Origin of the sequence: Providencia lanzhouensis (genome assembly GCF_050469745.1) — a bacterium.
Taxonomy (GTDB): Bacteria; Pseudomonadota; Gammaproteobacteria; order Enterobacterales; family Enterobacteriaceae; genus Providencia; species Providencia lanzhouensis.
In genome coordinates this window covers 2,242,187-2,259,223 of record NZ_CP174123.1, presented here as the reverse complement: position 1 = coordinate 2,259,223, position 17,037 = coordinate 2,242,187, and the positions used below count along the sequence as shown (strand labels likewise).

Here is a 17,037-nt window from a genome sequence, read left to right as displayed (position 1 = left end):
TCTTCAAATCATGACTGTGCCAGAAATCGCTGAACCCAACGCTCAGCTTGGTTTTCGATAGGTAGATTTAGCTGATGGCTGAGAGAATGCAAAGTTGGGGAAGGTAAAACAGAATCTGGCTGTAACTCAGAGTGGCGTAATACCGTCTCAATATTACCATCTGCCACTAAGCGACCTTGGGATAAATGTAGCGCACGCGCAAAATGGCGAGCCACAAAATCCAAATCATGACTGATCGTGACAACCGTAGCACCCAATTGTTTTTGATAATCGAGCCATTGCTCAAAATACCCTAACCACTGTGTATCGAAATCACGGCTTGGCTCATCTAACAGCAGTAATTTAGGCTGAATAGCGGTTAAACAGGCCACTGCGACCATGCGCCGCTGAGCGGAATGTAAATCAAGCGGGTGTTTATCCGCAACATCTGTTAAATGGCAGAGTGTTAAAGCTCGCTTTAATTTTTCAGCGATATCCGATGAGGATAATTTTTGGCGGCGTAATCCAAACATAATTTCATCTTTCACCGTGCTATGAAAAATCTGTTTTTCAGCCTCTTGGAATAAAATCCCAATCTGCGGAGCGCGTTTTGCTGCTTTCAATCCACTGAGAGGTTGTTGATTAAAATCGATTTCCCCTTGTGAAGGCAGCAATAAACCGGCCATTAAACGCAATAAGGTGGATTTGCCTGCGCCATTGTCTCCCACCAATGCCACCCATTCCCCAGAGTGAATTGTCAGTGTGAGATCCTCAATGGCATGTGCGGTTTTCGGAGTGTATTGAAAGCTTAATTGATTAATTTGCAGCATAACACGCCTCAATACTTTGAATCAGTTGTTGTTCATTGCGAGGCACCGGGGAGTGCCAACTACCACGCTCCATTAATTTCCCGACAACACGCCATGCATCGGGCATATTGATTGTCTGCTGTGCGGGTAAAAATATGGCGTCAATATTCCCTTGAGCAGTAATACTGCCTTGTTCCAGCAACGAAAAATCTTCGCAAAAATGCAGAGCTGGCAGTAAATGCCGTTCGAACAAAATTACACAACAGCCGGTTTGTTCACTGTAATTTTTTAACTGGGTGAGTAATCGATGTGTGGCTACGGGCGTTAAGCGGCTAAAGGCTTCATCTAATAGTAATAATCGAGGTTGCATAGCAAGAACACTCGCCAATACAATGCGCTGAGCTTCTCCGCCGGAGAGTGTTGCCGGGTGACGAGTGCGTAAATTTTGGCTGAATGTTAACTCAAGAGCCTGTTCAACCCGTTGAACGATTTCTTCAGGCGGAAGCCCTAAATTTTCGGGACCAAAAGCTACTTCTTGCTCAACGGTAAACGTACAGCCAGAGAGTTGTAACTGCGGAGATTGTTGCACGAGTTGACGCTCAATAGAGAGTTCAACTAAAGATTGCTCCCCTAATGGTTGAGCAAGGATCATGCCATTACCCGTGATATTTCCGGTTAGCTGATCAGGCAACCAACCCGCTAATAGTTGGGCTAATGTGGTTTTTCCGCTGCCATTTCCGCCTAACACACAATGCCAATTTCCGTGTGATAGGGCTAGGTTAATGTCTGACAGAATAGGTTTCTCGCTGTCTTGAGGCGTAAATGTTAGTTGCTGTAGACTTACCACCCTATTTTCCATCATGTTTACCAACATAGCGCCACCCCTGCTTCAATCACGATTAGTGCTAATAAGCCAAGACGCAATGCATATTGAAGGCGGCTATCCGCAGGTTTATTCAATGTGGTGCGATGGCGAGTGTAGCGAAAACCTCGCATATCAAGGGCTGCACTGCGGACAGTTAGCTCACTGAGTGCTTGGCTCGCCAGGGGAAGCAATAGGGCGGGTAACGTCGTTAATCGTTGCCAAAAGTGGCCATCTAAGGGAACCCCTCGGGCAAGCTGAGCCTCACGAATCGTGGCAAGCTGCTGACGAAGTTGTTCAACAAGTAAAAGTGGACCCGCAAGCACATAGGCAAAGCTGGCCGGGAGGCGACTGGCAAATAGCGCTCGGATAAACCGTTCAGTGGGAACATACTGTAGCCATAACTGAGAGGCACTAATGATGGCGAGCAGACGCAGCCATAAAGCCATGGCTTTTTGCTGCTGAAGGGCTTGTGGCGGTGAGCCTGTTAATAATTCACTTAGCCACCCTCCGTGGATTAGCCAAAGTCCTACCGCCATTGGTAACATTATTCCCGCGATAAATTTCCAGCGATGGAATGATGCTGAGCGCAAGATGACTGCGGCAAGGGTAGCGAAAGCAACGATAACTAATCCCCAGCCTAGCGGTAGCATCAATGTGCTAGCGCTAAACCAGAACCATAAGGCCAATGAAGTAAAAGGGTGCATCCTAACCCCTAGCGAACTTTAGCCATATTCGGGAAAGTACGCTGAACGCGCTCAGGTAAACGGCGGACAAGCAACCAAGCCACAATGGCTGAAATTATCTTATCCGCAATATTGGCGCCTAAAACAGTGATAGCCACAGACTCTAATAAGTTTTCACCGACAGCATGGAAATAAGCCACAAAAAAGTCTGCTCCGCTACCAGTGGTTCCTGCAAATAAGTAGGTGCGAATAGGTACCGCAACAATCATCAGTGCGATAGTGATCACCACTCCCGATAAAATAACGCGTGGTAGGGTACGAAAACCGCCGGCACGCGCTAGCAAACCAGCACTTAAGCCGATCATCATCGCGACTGGGGCAAATGCTGCTGCGATAGGCCCAGTTAAAAGCCCCCAAAGCAAGTTAGTCGCTAAACCACTAAAGATAGCTGCCCACGGACCTGCGAGCAGCGCACAGATAATCGTGCCAATAGAATCAAGGAAGATAGGCAGTTTTAGCATGGAACTTAATTGCCCAACTACCATGTTGATTGCAATCGAAAAAACAATTAAAGCCAATGTTCGGCTGGAAATGATTGACGAGTTTGCCATGAATTAAATATCCCTAATAAGTTGTAAATTAAAGCTAGAATGAAATCAAAATAGAACAAAAATTAACGAGAAGTGACGACCAATTCTTCATATCCTGAGAGCGCGCAAGGCTCACGGGTAAAGGTTTTGTTTTCCAGTTCGCCAATAATCAATTCGAGGGTAGTTCTGACGGTGCAACCCGGCATCATATGTCCACCGCTCATTTGCCCGTTTTCATCGGAAACCGCCAAATGCAGATGTTCACCCTGAGCATCAAGGGTGCCTATCAGTGACACAATTTCAAATTTACCTGAGGTAAGATGGGTATTTTCCTGCCCAGCAAAACGCAAGGCGACATCGGTCAAGCTACCCACGCATCCAGCAATAAATGCGGCTTGCAACTGATGATGTTTGACCTGTTCACGTAAGGTAAGAATGACATCTTCCCCTGGACGTAGACGCAGTGCGATAAAGCGAGCGTTTGAATAAGTGGTTAAATCGTGAGACATAGCCGAGATCCTAGTGAATCGTGTTTATAGATTACGGCAATCTATTATACGAATAGATAAATTGCTGTCTGTTAAAGACATTTTTTTTGGTTTTTTTTAGTGAAACACTCTGTATCTTAAAAAATATTGATCAAGAAGGTCGGAATAGTGGATGAAAAAACAATGGGGAGTATCGAATATTCTGATTATTTAACTTAAGTTTTATTAGGGTTCCATGAATGAAGGGAAACCTATTTTCTAAGATAAACTTTTTTCAGATAGACTACAGAAAATAGCGTTTGAAGGTGAAGGATGATTTGCCTCTTCAACGCGAGATCAATAACATACTCACTCAATTGACGCGGTGGAACTGTGTTGTCGCAATGCATTTATTTTACAGGGGAAAAATTATGAGCCAAGTGGATCCTACACTGATCATTTTGCTGGTATTGGCAGGATTAGGCATTATCAGCCACAACATGACAGTAACGTTAGCCATGCTATTTTTGCTGGTGGTGCGGATCACGCCGCTGAATAATTTCTTCCCTTGGGTCGAAAAATATGGGTTAACCATCGGAATTTTAATCTTGACTATAGGTGTCATGGCGCCCATTGCGAGCGGAAAAATCTCAGCAAATGATGTATTAAGCTCCTTTTTGAATTGGAAATCATTACTGGCAATAGTGATTGGTATATTGGTTTCTTGGCTAGGCAGTCGGGGTGTAGCGCTGATGGGGAGCCAGCCTTCGACGGTGGCAGGGCTATTGGTGGGCACGGTGATTGGTGTTGCCTTATTCCGAGGCGTTCCTGTTGGACCATTGATTGCCGCAGGGATTCTGTCATTACTTATTGGTAAATCGTAATCTTGGCGATGAAAAATTCATTACAAGCGATTGTTGAGCAACTACATCATATCGGTTTTCGCCGCTTGCTGGTGTTATCTGGGGAGCATGAGTGGGTCACATCTCAGCTTGAGGAATTTCAAGATTTCTTAGCAGGGGATTGGCTCTGCCTTTCACCTGAATTACCTAATAGCATTCCACCAGAAAAAGCCCAACTATTGCTTGGTCGTGAATTTGTTCATGGTATTTTTGATGCGCGTAAAGGGTTACACAGCGAAGCGCTGGCTATCTTAGCGGGAACCCTAAAAGCAGGAAGTTTGTTGGTGCTTTGCACTCCACCCCAATCTCTGTGGGCGCAGCAAAATGATGAGGATAGTGTGAGATGGAATGAGCAATTTGGTGAAATCCCCACACCGAATTTTGTCCATCATTTACAACGCACTTTCCAGAATCTCCCTGATGTACTGTTTGTTGATCAACAGCGAGAGGAGCAAAACCAACCTGGCGTACTGAATTTGCTACCCGATCACCCCAAATGGATAGCACCCAGTGGTCAGCCGACCCAACAGCAACAAGATGCGCTTGGACAATTGCTGTCAGCAGAAAACGGAGTATGGGGGTTAATAGCCCCTCGCGGACGAGGCAAGTCCACCGTTGCGGGTATGCTGATAAAAGCATGGAAAGGTGTGTGTTGGTGTTGTGCGCCAGCGAAAGTGACCACTGGTGTGATTGCTGAATATGCAGAGCATGAACTTAAATTTTGGGCGCCTGATGCGCTACTTCACTATTGCCAATCAGGGCAGAAAATTGAGGCTGATTGGCTAATTATTGATGAAGCTGCCGCCATTCCTTCCCATATCCTGCGTCAGATTATCGCCTTTTTCCCTCGGGTCCTTATGACCACGACGGTGGAAGGTTATGAGGGTACGGGGCGTGGGTTTATGATGAAATTTTGTGATAGCCTCGAAAATTTTACCTCGCTGTGGCTCACTCAGCCGATTCGCTTTGCAGAACATGACCCGCTCGAAAAGGTTATTAACCAAAGTTTATTATTGGAAAGCGCTATATCGGTGAATGTTGTGTCAGAACCGATTATTCTTAAGTCACTTAGCCAGCAGCAACTGGCTCATGATCCCAAACAACTCCACGCATTTTATGGTTTATTGACCGCAGCGCATTATCGGACTTCGCCGTTAGATTTACGCCGATTATTGGATGCGCAACACCAGCACTTTGCTGTCGCAAGCCATCATAATCAGGATGTTATTGCCGCAGTATGGATGGTGGATGAAGGCGGTTTAGATGAAAAACTGAGCTGGCAAATTTGGGCAGGACAGCGGCGCCCACGGGGAAATCTGGTTGCTCAATCCCTTGCGGCGCATTGCTATTTCCCTCAAGCCCCGACATTACGTTCTCGACGAGTGATGCGTATCGCTGTAAATGCTGGATATCGTCGCCAAAAAATTGGCTACCGGTTATTAGAATCGCAAATCGAGCAAGGCATTCAGGACGGTTTAGACTTCCTATCGGTCAGCTTTGGTTTAACCCCAGAATTATTGGCTTTTTGGCAATCATCAGGGTTCCAGATCGTACGAATTGGGCGGCATGTTGAGGCGAGTAGTGGTTGTTTCACGGCGATGGCGATATTGCCATTATCCGCAGAAGCGCAGTCAATTTGCCATTTAGGGCAACAGAGATTAGAGCGAGATCTATTCTGGCGTCATGATCTGAATGAATTTAGTCTGAAAAGCACATTTGAACAGCATCTTGACGCTGGAGATTGGCTAGAATTGGTCGGCTTTAGCGACTACCATCGTTCGTTAGCCGCCAGTGAGCCGTCATTACAGCGTTTTTTAGCGGTTTTACAGCAACAACATTCGGCTGAAATCACAGGTTCTACCCTTGCGAAGTATTATCATCAAGGGCTATCTGTGGAGTGTATTGCTATGCACTTAGGGTTAGTAGGGCAAAAACAGTGGTTAAAACACGCAAGAGCCGAAGTTGCGCAGTGGCTGAATGACTATTACCCTGAAGTGGTGAAAAGTTTAAGGCAACAAATTAGCGCTTTTTGTCTTTAGGCCAGTCGTCGTCTTCATCATCCCAGAGGTGATTATTATCTTTGTGAGGTGGAATTTCAGGTTTGTCATCTAAATACTTTTTGGGGTCGAGTCGCATCATCTCTTTTACTGAGTTCCAAATGACCCCGACTAATAACAGTAGGATGATCCACCAGTAATCGGCTAACCAATGCATATTTGCCTTCTTATTTTAATCATAATAATGTGTAGCCCTGCCCACATGACGCAGTTGGTAGGTTTTAGTGGGGTCATTTAACCATGTTTTTTGTTGTAACGGGAGAGCCTGAGTGAATATAAAGAAAATCATATTCATTACAGTAGGATGGATTGCTGTTGGCTTAGCTTTTCTTGGCGCTATTTTACCCGTCATGCCAACGACCTGTTTTTTATTATTAGCGGCATGGTGTTTTTCGCGTTCCTCACCACGCTTTCATAACTGGTTGCTATATCGTTCATGGTTCGGCGGGTATTTACGTCACTGGCAAACGCATCGCGCGCTACCAAAAGGTGTAAAACCGAAAGCCATGATATTAATTGTTATTACGTTTGCTTTTTCGATTTGGGTGGTCAGCTATGGCTGGCTAAAAATTGGGTTATTTTTAGGGATGTGTTGGTTACTGATTTTTATGTACCGCTTGCCTGTCGTGGATGTGTCAAATTCGGATCAGAATAACGAAGGATCGTAATAAGGAAAGTTGTCACTCAGCAAGAGACTGAGTGACAGATAAATCATTCAGGCACTTTAATATAGCGGTTGAAAACATACTCAAGGTTATCTAATAACCAGGTTTTTCCACTGATATCTTCTTCGGTTAGTACCTGCCTAACAATTCCTGGCGTTAATAGCTGCTCAGCTTCATGAGACAACGGCCAATAACTAATGTGCCAAGGTTCTTCCGCTACACCTGCATTAGTTGCGGTGAAAGGGCGGTAAAAATCAAAGGTCGCCATATTGTCAGTTAACCAGTGATTAAGCTCAGCAAAATATCCCTCTTCTTGATATTCCCACGGTTCTAGTTGCAAAGTTTGTCCAGCAGGAATGCGTAGCGGGTCGTAAACATCAATCTCTGTACCCCAGTGGTGGCGGCTAGCCCCTGGTAGCGCAGACCAATGCAAGATTGCCTCACATAATTCCCCTTCAGATAATGTTGAAATATCTAACGGCTGACTGTGGGTATCAAGAACAGGGCGCTTACCAGCAAATTTTTCATTCCAAATGATCTGCTGACGAGCAAAATCACGAAAAGCACTGGCGGATTGTAGTTTAAACCCGGCGCGTGCCGCCACTTGCTGCATGGCAAGGAATGCTTTAGTGGTATTAAACTGTAGGCGGTGATTACCGCCCAAAGTCACTAAATGGTCGGTTGAGCGCCCTGTTAACATCTCGATGGAGAGAGTCATAGTAATAGTAGCTCCATGATACGTTCGTAGATCACGGCGAGCTGTTGTAAATCATCGACGCTAACGCACTCATCCACTTTATGGATTGTCGCATTCAATGGACCTAGCTCGATAACATGGGTACCCATTTGGGCGATAAAACGCCCGTCAGAGGTGCCGCCGCTGGTAGATAAGGTGGTTGCGCGCCCTGTGACTTCTTGGATCGCTTGTACTGTTGCACTTACTAATTCACTGTCGCCCGTCAAGAATGGCTGACCTGATAAGAACCAATCTAAATGATAATTCAGCCCATGGCGCTCTAACATGCCAACTACACGTTCGCGGATCACGGTATCTGTCAGTTCGGTGCTAAAACGGAAATTAAATTGTACTTTTAGTTCACCAGGAATGACGTTATCGGCGCCTGTACCTGCATTGATATTGGCTATTTGCATGCTGGTAGCTGGGAAATATTGGTTGCCATCGTCCCATTTAGTGGAGACTAACTCTTGCAGAAAGCCAGTTGCACGATGTACTGGGTTATCCGCCAGATGTGGATAGGCAACGTGCCCTTGGGTGCCCAAAATAGTTAAGTGAGCGGTGATAGAGCCGCGACGACCATTCTTAATGATGTCACCAAGCGCAGACTGGCTGGATGGTTCCCCTACTAAGCAGTAATCGACTGGCTCATGACGGGCTTGTAACGTCTCTACCACTTTTACGGTTCCGTGGGTCGCTTTAGCTTCCTCATCGGAGGTAATCAAAAACGCGAGACGACCAGTATGAGCTGGGTGTTTTTCTACAAAGCGCTCAGCGGCAACGACCATGGCGGCAATAGAGCCTTTCATGTCGGCAGCACCACGACCATATAAATGTTGATTGATAATTGTTGGCGTAAATGGCGGAGTTTTCCATTTACTGTGATCGCCAGCAGGGACGACATCGGTATGACCCGCAAAGGCGAGAGTTTTGCCATTATCACCACGGTGAGCCCAAAAATTGAGAGTATCCCCAAATGGCATTTTTTCTACCGTAAAGCCGATTTTATTCAAACGTTCGATGAGTAAATCTTGGCAACCTTGGTCATCTGGGCTGATAGAGGGGCGGGCGATAAGTTGTTTTGCAAGTTCAATGACAGGGCAATTCATTGAGTCACCTTTATTTTGTGAATTTTTTGTAGTCGTCGGTGTTAAACCCGACAAGATAATGACCATTAGCGGAAACAAGAACAGGGCGCTTGATCATCGCAGGTTCAGCCAGTAAGACTTTTTTCGCGCTATCAGCATCAACAACTGCATTTTTCTCTTCATCACTGAGCTTACGCCAAGTTGTACCTCGTTTATTTACCAAGGTTTCCCAATCGATGTGTTGCAAAAATGTAGAGAGGAGTTCATCAGTGATGCCATCAACGCGGTAATCATGGAATTGGTAGCTGACTGCGTTATCGTCTAAGTAACGGCGAGCTTTCTTAATGGTATCGCAGTTTTTAATTCCGTACATGATATAAGGGGATGCAGGGGTGTTGGACATATGATTTTCCTCTGATGGCGAACAATGTATGCCATACATAATGCGGGAAAATACAATTATGGTCTACCCCTTTGAATCGAAAAGATTTATTAATCTAATAAGCGATTTAATAATAACTAAGGCAGAGTTAATATTCATAATTTTATATATAAATAATAAAATAATTAATTTAGGCAACTTACGTTAATTAAATTAAATCAGATTAAATTATTTTGAACGCATGTATATTAAGCTGGCTTCTAAACGAGATCGGACTCGTAATTTCTTTAAAACATTTCGAATGTGAACTTTAACGGTTTCTTCAGAAATAAATAATAGTTGAGAGATTTCTCTGTTCTTTAACCCTGCCGCCATTTCGTGCAATATTTCGCATTCACGGCGAGTTAATGTGGAGAGTGGATCTTTAGATTGATGCCGAGTAATCAGATGCTGATAAACTTTTTCGCTAAATACATGGTGCCCATCCATCGCTTTTTTCATACTATTAAGCAACATATCGAGTTCGCTATTTTTTAATAAATAACCTTGGGCACCGGCATCGATAGCGGCGTAGATATCAGTCTTCATCGTTGAGAGCGAAAGAACCAGCAAATAACTATTAGCGCAATGCTTACGTAGTAATCGAATCGTTTCGAATGTTTTATTACCATGAAGAATAGTATCTATCAGTATCATGTTGGGTTGTTTGCTGGTGGCGATATTCAGCGCTTCTTTACTATTTGAAACTTCTGCCGTTACGTCAAAGTCAGCTTTTGATTTTAATAAATGAGACAGTCCAAAACGAAAGATAGGGTGTTCATCGATAATCATAACCGTGTGATTAGACATAGTGGGTTCCTTTTTTATGTCTGACAACTTATTAGATTAACTAGAATTGATATAGTTAAAATATAATATATTTAAGATTACATGAAATCATTATTCTTAATTGATGAATTAATTAGCCGCATAAAAGCATGAATAATGGGAGCGAATATTATGGAGCTGGATATATTAAGGCTAAAAAGAAACGAGCTTTAGAATAATACATTAATTTCAAAAAAATAATAACTAAGATTGAAAAAAATTAAAGTGATTTAAAAAATGATATGAATAAAAATAATAACAATATTATGTATGTCTATAAATTCGCCATTGTATTTTTGTGGCAAATCTGTGTAAATTTCTTGTAACTGAAAGATTTTTCTGGAAATCATAGACGTGATCATGATTTGCTAACAAGATGTGTTTATACTGTGATGGCTCTTACCTTACCAAATTTTGAAAGGACTTGATGATGGATGATAAATTAAAACAAAGTGCTCTCGATTTTCATGAGTTTCCTCATCCTGGGAAAATTACTGTAACACCAACCAAACCGTTAACCACTCAACGTGACCTAGCCTTAGCTTATTCTCCTGGCGTAGCGGTACCTTGCCTAGAAATCGCAGAAGAACCACTAAAAGCATACCGTTATACAGCGAAAGGTAACCTTGTGGGGGTTATCTCTAACGGTACTGCGGTACTAGGATTAGGGAATATCGGTGCATTGGCAGGTAAGCCTGTCATGGAAGGGAAAGGGGTGCTATTTAAGAAATTCTCGGGTATTGATGTTTTCGATATTGAAGTCGATGAAACCGATCCTGATAAGCTGATTGATATCATCGCGTCGCTGGAACCTACATTCGGCGGTATCAACCTCGAAGATATTAAAGCGCCAGAGTGCTTCTATATTGAACAAAAATTACGTGAACGCATGAATATTCCTGTGTTCCATGATGACCAACACGGAACCGCCATTATTTGTACTGCGGCGGTGATTAACGGTCTACGTATCGTTAAAAAAGACATTGGCGATGTGCGTTTAGTGGTATCCGGTGCGGGTGCCGCATCGATTGCCTGTATGAACTTATTAGTGGCGTTAGGATTAAAGCGCGAAAATATCACCGTTTGCGATTCAAAAGGGGTGATTTATAAAGGTCGCGATGAACTAATGGATGAGACTAAAGCCGCGTATGCGATTGACGATAATGGTCAGCGCACATTAGCGGATGCTATTCCTGATGCTGACATTTTCTTAGGTTGCTCAGGTCCTCGCGTATTAACACCTGAAATGGTGAAAACCATGGCGAAAGACCCGCTGATTTTAGCATTAGCCAACCCTGAGCCGGAAATTCTGCCACCATTAGCAAAAGAAGTTCGCCCAGATGCCATTATCTGTACAGGGCGCTCTGACTATCCGAACCAAGTTAACAACGTTCTGTGCTTCCCATTCATCTTCCGCGGTGCGCTGGATGTTGGCGCAACGACAATCAACGAAGAAATGAAACTGGCTTGCGTTTACGCTATTGCTGACTTAGCGCTGGCGGAACAAAGTGAAGAAGTCGCTTCAGCGTACGGGAACCAAGATTTATTCTTTGGACCTGAATATATCATTCCAAAACCATTCGACCCGCGCCTTATCGTGAAAATTGCGCCAGCAGTAGCAAAAGCAGCAATGGAATCAGGCGTCGCGACACGTCCAATCACGGATATGGATGCGTATGTTGAAAAACTGAATCAGTTTGTTCATAAAACAAACTTATTTATGAAGCCAATTTTCTCCCAAGCGAAAAAAGAGCTAAAACGCATCGTATTAGCGGAAGGGGAAGAAGAGCGCGTATTACACGCAACTCAAGAGCTGGTTTCTCTTGGTTTAGCATTCCCTATTCTGGTAGGTCGCCCTAGCGTGATTGAAATGCGTATCCAAAAACTGGGTCTGCATATTGAGCTAGGTAAAGATTTTGAAGTGGTCAACAATGAAAATGACCCACGCTTTAAAGAGTACTGGCAAGAATATTATCAAATTATGAAACGCCGTGGTGTTTCTCAAGAAATGGCGCGCCGTGCATTAGTTGCAAACCCAACTATTATCGGCGGTATCATGGTTCTACGTGGTGAAGCTGATGGGATGATATGTGGCTCAATCGGTAGCTACAGTGAACACTACCAGGTCGTCAAAGACCTGTTCGGTTTCCGTGAAGGTGCACATACTGCAGGGGCAATGAATGCCTTGTTATTACCAACCGGTAATACCTTTATTGCAGATACTTATGTGAACGAAGATCCAACACCAGAAGAGTTAGCGGAAATCACATTAATGGCAGCGGATACCGTTCGTCGATTTGGTATTGAGCCTAAAGTTGCGCTGTTATCTCGCTCAAGCTTTGGCTCTTCAGATTGTGGTTCAGCACAAAAAATGCGCGATACACTGGCATTAGTGAAAGCGCGTGAGCCAAACTTGGAAATTGACGGGGAAATGCATGCGGATGCGGCATTGATTGAATCAATCCGTAAAGATGTGATGCCAGATAGCCCACTGAAAGGCTCAGCAAACTTACTGATTATGCCAAATATGGAAGCGGCGCGTATTAGCTATAACTTGCTGCGCGTCACCAGTTCTGATGGTGTTACTGTGGGTCCTGTACTGATGGGGGTTGCGAAACCTGTCCACGTCTTAACGCCAATCGCATCTGTTCGTCGTATTGTCAACATGGTGGCGTTAGCCGCAGTGGAAGCTCAAACGAATCCACTGTAATTAGCTTCATTATAATAGTTTCTCGAATGATTGATTAATCATCGAGTTCCGCATAAAGACTTCCATTGTGGTTAATGGGAGTCTTTTTTATTTGAAAATGATTATCATTATCTGTATTTTGAATGGCTTCAAAGTCACTATATGGAAAAGATAATGATATCAGCACGTTCTTTGAATTATTTAACGAAAAACTCCTCACTGTTGAGTTTAGGGATGCTTTTCGTTTTGAGTTTCACACAGTTAGGATGTACCTCACAAACACCAAAACCCGCTCAGCAATTGGATCCCCAACTCACACAAGCTGGCAAAATCATTGATTTAGATTCGGGTAAATCCATCACTCCTCAGCAGTTAATTCAAGAGCTTGCAGCCTCTCCTCGTGTGATTGTTGGGGAGAAACACGACAATATTTACCATCATCAAATTGAGCAATGGGTCGCCCAGGAAATGCAGCAAATACGTCCTCAAGGTGCGGTGCTGTTGGAAATGCTCACCCCAGATCAACAGAGTAGAGTTAACAATGTCCAAAAACAGATGCAAGGAAACCCGTATATTCGAGATGAAAAACTGCAAGAAATTTTACATTGGAATAGTGGTTGGCCGTGGGCGCAATATGGGGAACTCGTGAAGTATTTACTGGCTCAGCCATCCCCAGTTTTAGCCGCGAATATTAATCGAGATGCTGTGCTGAAGGCTTATGACAATCCGCCTACGATCACAGGAACACATTCAACTCAGCCTGTTATTCAGGAACTGATCAGTGAAACCATTAAACGCTCACACAATGGTGAGTTGGATGATAAACAAGCGAAAAAGATGCTGGTGATCCAGCAACTAAGAGATAGGGCGATGGCTCAAGGATTATTAGATGCTCCGGCTCCCGCATTGTTATTTGCAGGTGGTTATCATGCAACGCGAGCGATTGGTGTGCCGTTACATATGCTCGATTTAGCACCAGATGAGCCATTGAAAGTATTGATTATTTCGGAGCAAGGCGAGGAAATCGATAACTTGCATGCTGATTATGTTTGGTACACGCCTAAATAATCAACAAAGACAAGCAATATGATGATTTAAAATCGTTAATTTTGTGAAGTAATCATCATATTTATTTACAAATAATTTCCATTTGCATTCGTTATTAATTATCATTTGCAACTCTGTAAAAGCACGTAAGATGAATATGAGCACAATAACGTTTGAAAGTGGGTATGTGAGTAGAACTTCCAAAATGGGCGGCTGGCTGGTTTTAGCCGTGGCACTGCATATTGTCATTGTGGGGTTTTTTATCTGGGTAACACACAATGCGCGATGGGAAGAATCCCTGCCGCCGCCCTCGGTGGTGATGGAGTTATCTATCGAAGCACAAGCCAAACAATTAACGGAAGTGAACATTGGTCAAACTCAAGAGCTAGCAGTGGCGAGTGAATCCCATAAAGCACAAGCAGAGGACGCCATTATTCCCACACTGCCTGTTAATGAGCAAGCGGAAGTGCAACTCACGAAAACAACGGCGAAAAAACCAAAGCCTGAGTTGAAAAAGCAGAAACAAGAACAGCAGCAAGTGAAGAAGGTGCAAACCACAGATTCGAAAGCCAGCGATGCGCCAGTGACCAGCGATGCGGCGGCACTTGTCCAAAGCCAGCAAATTGCAGCGGAACTTAATAGCCAGTCCGAAGCCCTCGATAGCCTTCAAAAAGAGTGGGAAGCGATGGTGCTTGGAAAATTGAATAAATATAAACGTTACCCTGAAGATGCAGGAAGGCGTAATCGCGTAGGTAAACCCGTGGTGATGTTTACGGTAGATAGCCAAGGCTTTTTACTTGATAGCAGTCTAGCGAATTCATCAGGCACACGTTCTTTAGACAAAGAAGCGCAGCAGGTGTTATCTCGCGCGGCACCGTTACCCGTACCGCCAGCAGAAATACTTAAGAATGGACGGATAACAGTCAGGTTACCTATTGATTTTACTCTTAATGATAAATAGATTGGACTCACCATGCGTCATAAAACCATACATAATAAAACCATGCGTAATAGAATCACCACTTATTGCGTGGTCACACTACTTGGGTTATATGCAGCCAGCAGTGCTGCGGAGGACAAAATGCTAGCACCAATAGCGAAAAAACAGCCCCACACTATGTCTATTCATGGGGATCAGCGCGTTGATAACTATTATTGGTTAAGGGACGATAACCGTGAAGCTCCTGAGATCCTTGAATATCTGAATCAAGAAAATGCCTACACCACGCAGCAGCTTGAATTGGGGGAGCCATTAAAACAGGAAATTTACGACGAATTATTATCTCGCGTAAAGCAAGATGATGAGTCTGTGCCATACAACTACAATGGCTATACATACCGTTCTCGCGTTGTCGCCGGTAAAAACTATTCCATTTATGAAAGACGCCCAATTAATAGTGATGGCGAATGGACAGTTTTGGTTGATGGTAACCAACGTGCGGAAGGTACTGAATATTACCGAATGGGGGCGCTAGCCATTTCCCCCGATAACACCACGATAGCGATCGCTGAAGACCGCCAAGGTCGTAATGATTATGCAGTTTCGTTCCGTAAAGTTGATGATGCAAAGTGGCAAGAAAATGTTCTAACTAACACCTCCGGTAATATTGTGTGGGCAAATGACAACCGCACACTGTTTTATGTTAATAAAGACAAACAAACACTGTTGCCTTATCAAGTGGTTAAGCACCAATATGGAACAGCGCAATCCGCTGATAAATTGGTGTACGAAGAAAAAGATGATACTTACTTCGTCAGTTTAGCGAAATCCACCTCCAAAGATTATATTCTGATTGGGATCACGAGTACCGAAACCTCAGAATATCGTCTTTTGGATGCAAACCAACCTGAACGTGATGCGATAGTGCTACAACCTCGCAAAACAGGTGTGGAATATTACCCTGATCATTTTAACGGTAAATTCTATATTCGCTCTAATCATCAGCATCCATTATTCGGGCTGTATATTGCGGATAATGCCACGGCACCATGGGTAAGCTTTATCGCGCCTCGTGATGATGTCGACCTTGAAGGTTTTGCGTTATTTAATAACTGGTTAGTGATTGAAGAGCGTCAAAACGGCTTAGTGAATATTCGACAAATTAGTTGGTTAACTCACAAAGAACATTCTGTCAGCTTTGATGACCCAGCTTATATGGCGTGGATTGGAAATAACCCAGAGCCCGATACGGATAAATTACGCTACGGCTACTCCTCCATGACAACACCATCCTCGGTGTATGAAATTAATATGCTGACTCAAGAGAAACAGCTATTAAAACAAGAGGAAGTGAAGGATTTCAATAAAGCGAATTATCAAAGCGAACGTATTTGGATCACGGCCCAAGATGGGGTGAAAGTACCGGTTTCGTTGGTTTATCGCAAAGATAGTTTCAAACAAGGTAAAAACCCACTTCTGGTTTACGGCTACGGTGCATATGGATATGGTATCGACCCGTCATTTAGTTCTTCTCGCTTATCCCTGCTTGATCGCGGATTTGTATATGCTATTGCCCATATTCGTGGTGGTGGGGACTTAGGAAAGAATTGGTATATTCAGGGTAAAACCGTCCATAAAATGAATACCTTTACGGACTTCATTGATGTGACTAATGCCTTGTTGGCGCAAGGTTATGGGGAAAAAGGTCATGTCTACGCCATGGGCGGCAGCGCAGGCGGCTTACTGATGGGCGCTGTTGTCAATATGGCTCCTGATCTGTATGAAGGTGTGGTTTCTGCAGTGCCATTTGTTGATGTTGTCACGACCATGCTTGACCCTTCAATTCCACTGACTACAGGGGAATATGATGAGTGGGGTAATCCAGAGAATGAGGAAGATTACTGGCGCATTAAAGCCTATAGCCCATATGACAATATCAAAGCCCAACATTACCCGCATATTTTGGTCACCACAGGGCTGCATGATTCTCAAGTACAATATTGGGAGCCTGCAAAGTGGGTAGCAAAACTGCGAGAGCTGAAACAAGGCAATTCTTTATTGTTATTAGAAACCAATATGAATGCCGGACACGGTGGAAAATCCGGCCGCTTTAATGCTTTGGATGATATTGCGAGAGAATATAGCTTTATTCTGATGTTAGAAAATAAAGCAAAATATTTTCCAGATTTAAAATAGCGTTACCCATAATAATTAGCCAAAAATAAGGCTATTAAGGATCAGCTGTACGGTTTATAAACACTGTAGCTGATC

Annotated in this window: 17 protein-coding genes; 7 read left to right on the top strand and 10 right to left on the bottom strand. The window is 43.8% G+C overall.

From position 1 onward, the window contains the following. Positions 1-8: 8 nt before the first annotated feature. The 5 genes from ACIH2S_RS10645 to ACIH2S_RS10625 form a co-directional block, all read right to left on the bottom strand. Positions 9-809 (bottom strand): energy-coupling factor ABC transporter ATP-binding protein, encoded by an 801-nt coding sequence (locus tag ACIH2S_RS10645; RefSeq protein WP_108478042.1) that lies wholly within the window; start codon positions 807-809, stop codon positions 9-11. Next, a complete protein-coding gene (locus ACIH2S_RS10640) occupies positions 796-1,662 on the bottom strand; it encodes an energy-coupling factor ABC transporter ATP-binding protein (RefSeq protein ID WP_349487854.1) in 867 nt (288 codons plus the stop codon). Before ACIH2S_RS10640 ends, ACIH2S_RS10645 begins: the two co-directional genes overlap by 14 nt. After that, on the bottom strand, positions 1,653-2,357 hold the full coding sequence (locus ACIH2S_RS10635) for an energy-coupling factor transporter transmembrane component T (protein WP_195848030.1): 705 nt from the start codon (positions 2,355-2,357) through the stop codon (positions 1,653-1,655). Before ACIH2S_RS10635 ends, ACIH2S_RS10640 begins: the two co-directional genes overlap by 10 nt. 8 nt (positions 2,358-2,365) lie before the next feature. After that, positions 2,366-2,947 (bottom strand): membrane protein, encoded by a 582-nt coding sequence (locus ACIH2S_RS10630; protein ID WP_036953246.1) that lies wholly within the window; start codon positions 2,945-2,947, stop codon positions 2,366-2,368. Positions 2,948-3,009: 62 nt separating this feature from the next. Continuing rightward, positions 3,010-3,435: a PPC domain-containing DNA-binding protein gene (locus tag ACIH2S_RS10625; RefSeq protein ID WP_036953248.1), complete on the bottom strand. Its 426-nt coding sequence runs from the start codon at positions 3,433-3,435 to the stop codon at positions 3,010-3,012. Positions 3,436-3,824: 389 nt separating this feature from the next. On the opposite strand from ACIH2S_RS10625, the gene ACIH2S_RS10620 reads away from it, so the two are divergent. Together ACIH2S_RS10620 and ACIH2S_RS10615 are read left to right on the top strand one after the other, a co-directional pair. Then, positions 3,825-4,277, top strand: coding sequence for a DUF441 domain-containing protein (locus ACIH2S_RS10620; protein ID WP_036953250.1), 453 nt, complete (start codon positions 3,825-3,827; stop codon positions 4,275-4,277). An 8-nt stretch (positions 4,278-4,285) separates the two neighbouring features. Continuing rightward, positions 4,286-6,334, top strand: coding sequence for a tRNA(Met) cytidine acetyltransferase TmcA (locus ACIH2S_RS10615; protein WP_430247402.1), 2,049 nt, complete (start codon positions 4,286-4,288; stop codon positions 6,332-6,334). On the opposite strand, the gene ACIH2S_RS10610 is transcribed toward ACIH2S_RS10615, so the two are convergent. Continuing rightward, a complete protein-coding gene (locus ACIH2S_RS10610) occupies positions 6,315-6,509 on the bottom strand; it encodes a YpfN family protein (RefSeq protein WP_036953252.1) in 195 nt (64 codons plus the stop codon). The two genes, ACIH2S_RS10615 and ACIH2S_RS10610, sit on opposite strands and share 20 nt — an antisense overlap. Before the next feature lie 118 nt (positions 6,510-6,627). On the opposite strand from ACIH2S_RS10610, the gene ACIH2S_RS10605 reads away from it, so the two are divergent. Beyond that, positions 6,628-7,020, top strand: coding sequence for a DUF454 family protein (locus ACIH2S_RS10605; protein WP_430248574.1), 393 nt, complete (start codon positions 6,628-6,630; stop codon positions 7,018-7,020). 43 nt (positions 7,021-7,063) lie between these two features. Here ACIH2S_RS10605 and ACIH2S_RS10600 read toward each other — a convergent pair whose 3' ends face one another. The 4 genes from ACIH2S_RS10600 to ACIH2S_RS10585 all read right to left on the bottom strand — a co-directional run bounded on the left by ACIH2S_RS10600 (position 7,064) and on the right by ACIH2S_RS10585 (position 10,072). Beyond that, positions 7,064-7,735 (bottom strand): M15 family metallopeptidase, encoded by a 672-nt coding sequence (locus ACIH2S_RS10600; RefSeq protein WP_036953254.1) that lies wholly within the window; start codon positions 7,733-7,735, stop codon positions 7,064-7,066. After that, positions 7,732-8,862 (bottom strand): succinyl-diaminopimelate desuccinylase, encoded by a 1,131-nt coding sequence (gene dapE, locus ACIH2S_RS10595; protein ID WP_108478043.1) that lies wholly within the window; start codon positions 8,860-8,862, stop codon positions 7,732-7,734. Before dapE ends, ACIH2S_RS10600 begins: the two co-directional genes overlap by 4 nt. Before the next feature lie 10 nt (positions 8,863-8,872). Continuing rightward, the gene (locus tag ACIH2S_RS10590; protein ID WP_108478044.1) at positions 8,873-9,244 is read right to left on the bottom strand and encodes an ArsC family reductase; all 372 of its coding nucleotides are present in this window, start codon (positions 9,242-9,244) and stop codon (positions 8,873-8,875) included. A gap of 207 nt (positions 9,245-9,451) precedes the next feature. After that, entirely contained in the window at positions 9,452-10,072 is a 621-nt protein-coding gene (locus tag ACIH2S_RS10585; RefSeq protein ID WP_036953257.1) for a LuxR C-terminal-related transcriptional regulator, read from the bottom strand. A 448-nt stretch (positions 10,073-10,520) separates the two neighbouring features. Here ACIH2S_RS10585 and maeB point away from each other — a divergent pair, with 448 nt between their 5' ends. The 4 genes from maeB (at position 10,521) to ACIH2S_RS10565 (ending at position 16,962) form a co-directional block, all read left to right on the top strand. After that, complete coding sequence (gene maeB, locus ACIH2S_RS10580; RefSeq protein ID WP_430247401.1) at positions 10,521-12,800, top strand: NADP-dependent oxaloacetate-decarboxylating malate dehydrogenase; 2,280 nt, start codon at positions 10,521-10,523, stop codon at positions 12,798-12,800. A gap of 153 nt (positions 12,801-12,953) precedes the next feature. Next, positions 12,954-13,847 (top strand): ChaN family lipoprotein, encoded by an 894-nt coding sequence (locus ACIH2S_RS10575; protein WP_036953261.1) that lies wholly within the window; start codon positions 12,954-12,956, stop codon positions 13,845-13,847. A 166-nt stretch (positions 13,848-14,013) separates the two neighbouring features. After that, positions 14,014-14,787: an energy transducer TonB gene (locus ACIH2S_RS10570; protein ID WP_320205277.1), complete on the top strand. Its 774-nt coding sequence runs from the start codon at positions 14,014-14,016 to the stop codon at positions 14,785-14,787. Positions 14,788-14,829: 42 nt separating this feature from the next. After that, positions 14,830-16,962 (top strand): S9 family peptidase, encoded by a 2,133-nt coding sequence (locus ACIH2S_RS10565; RefSeq protein ID WP_430248572.1) that lies wholly within the window; start codon positions 14,830-14,832, stop codon positions 16,960-16,962. Positions 16,963-17,037: the final 75 nt, after the last annotated feature.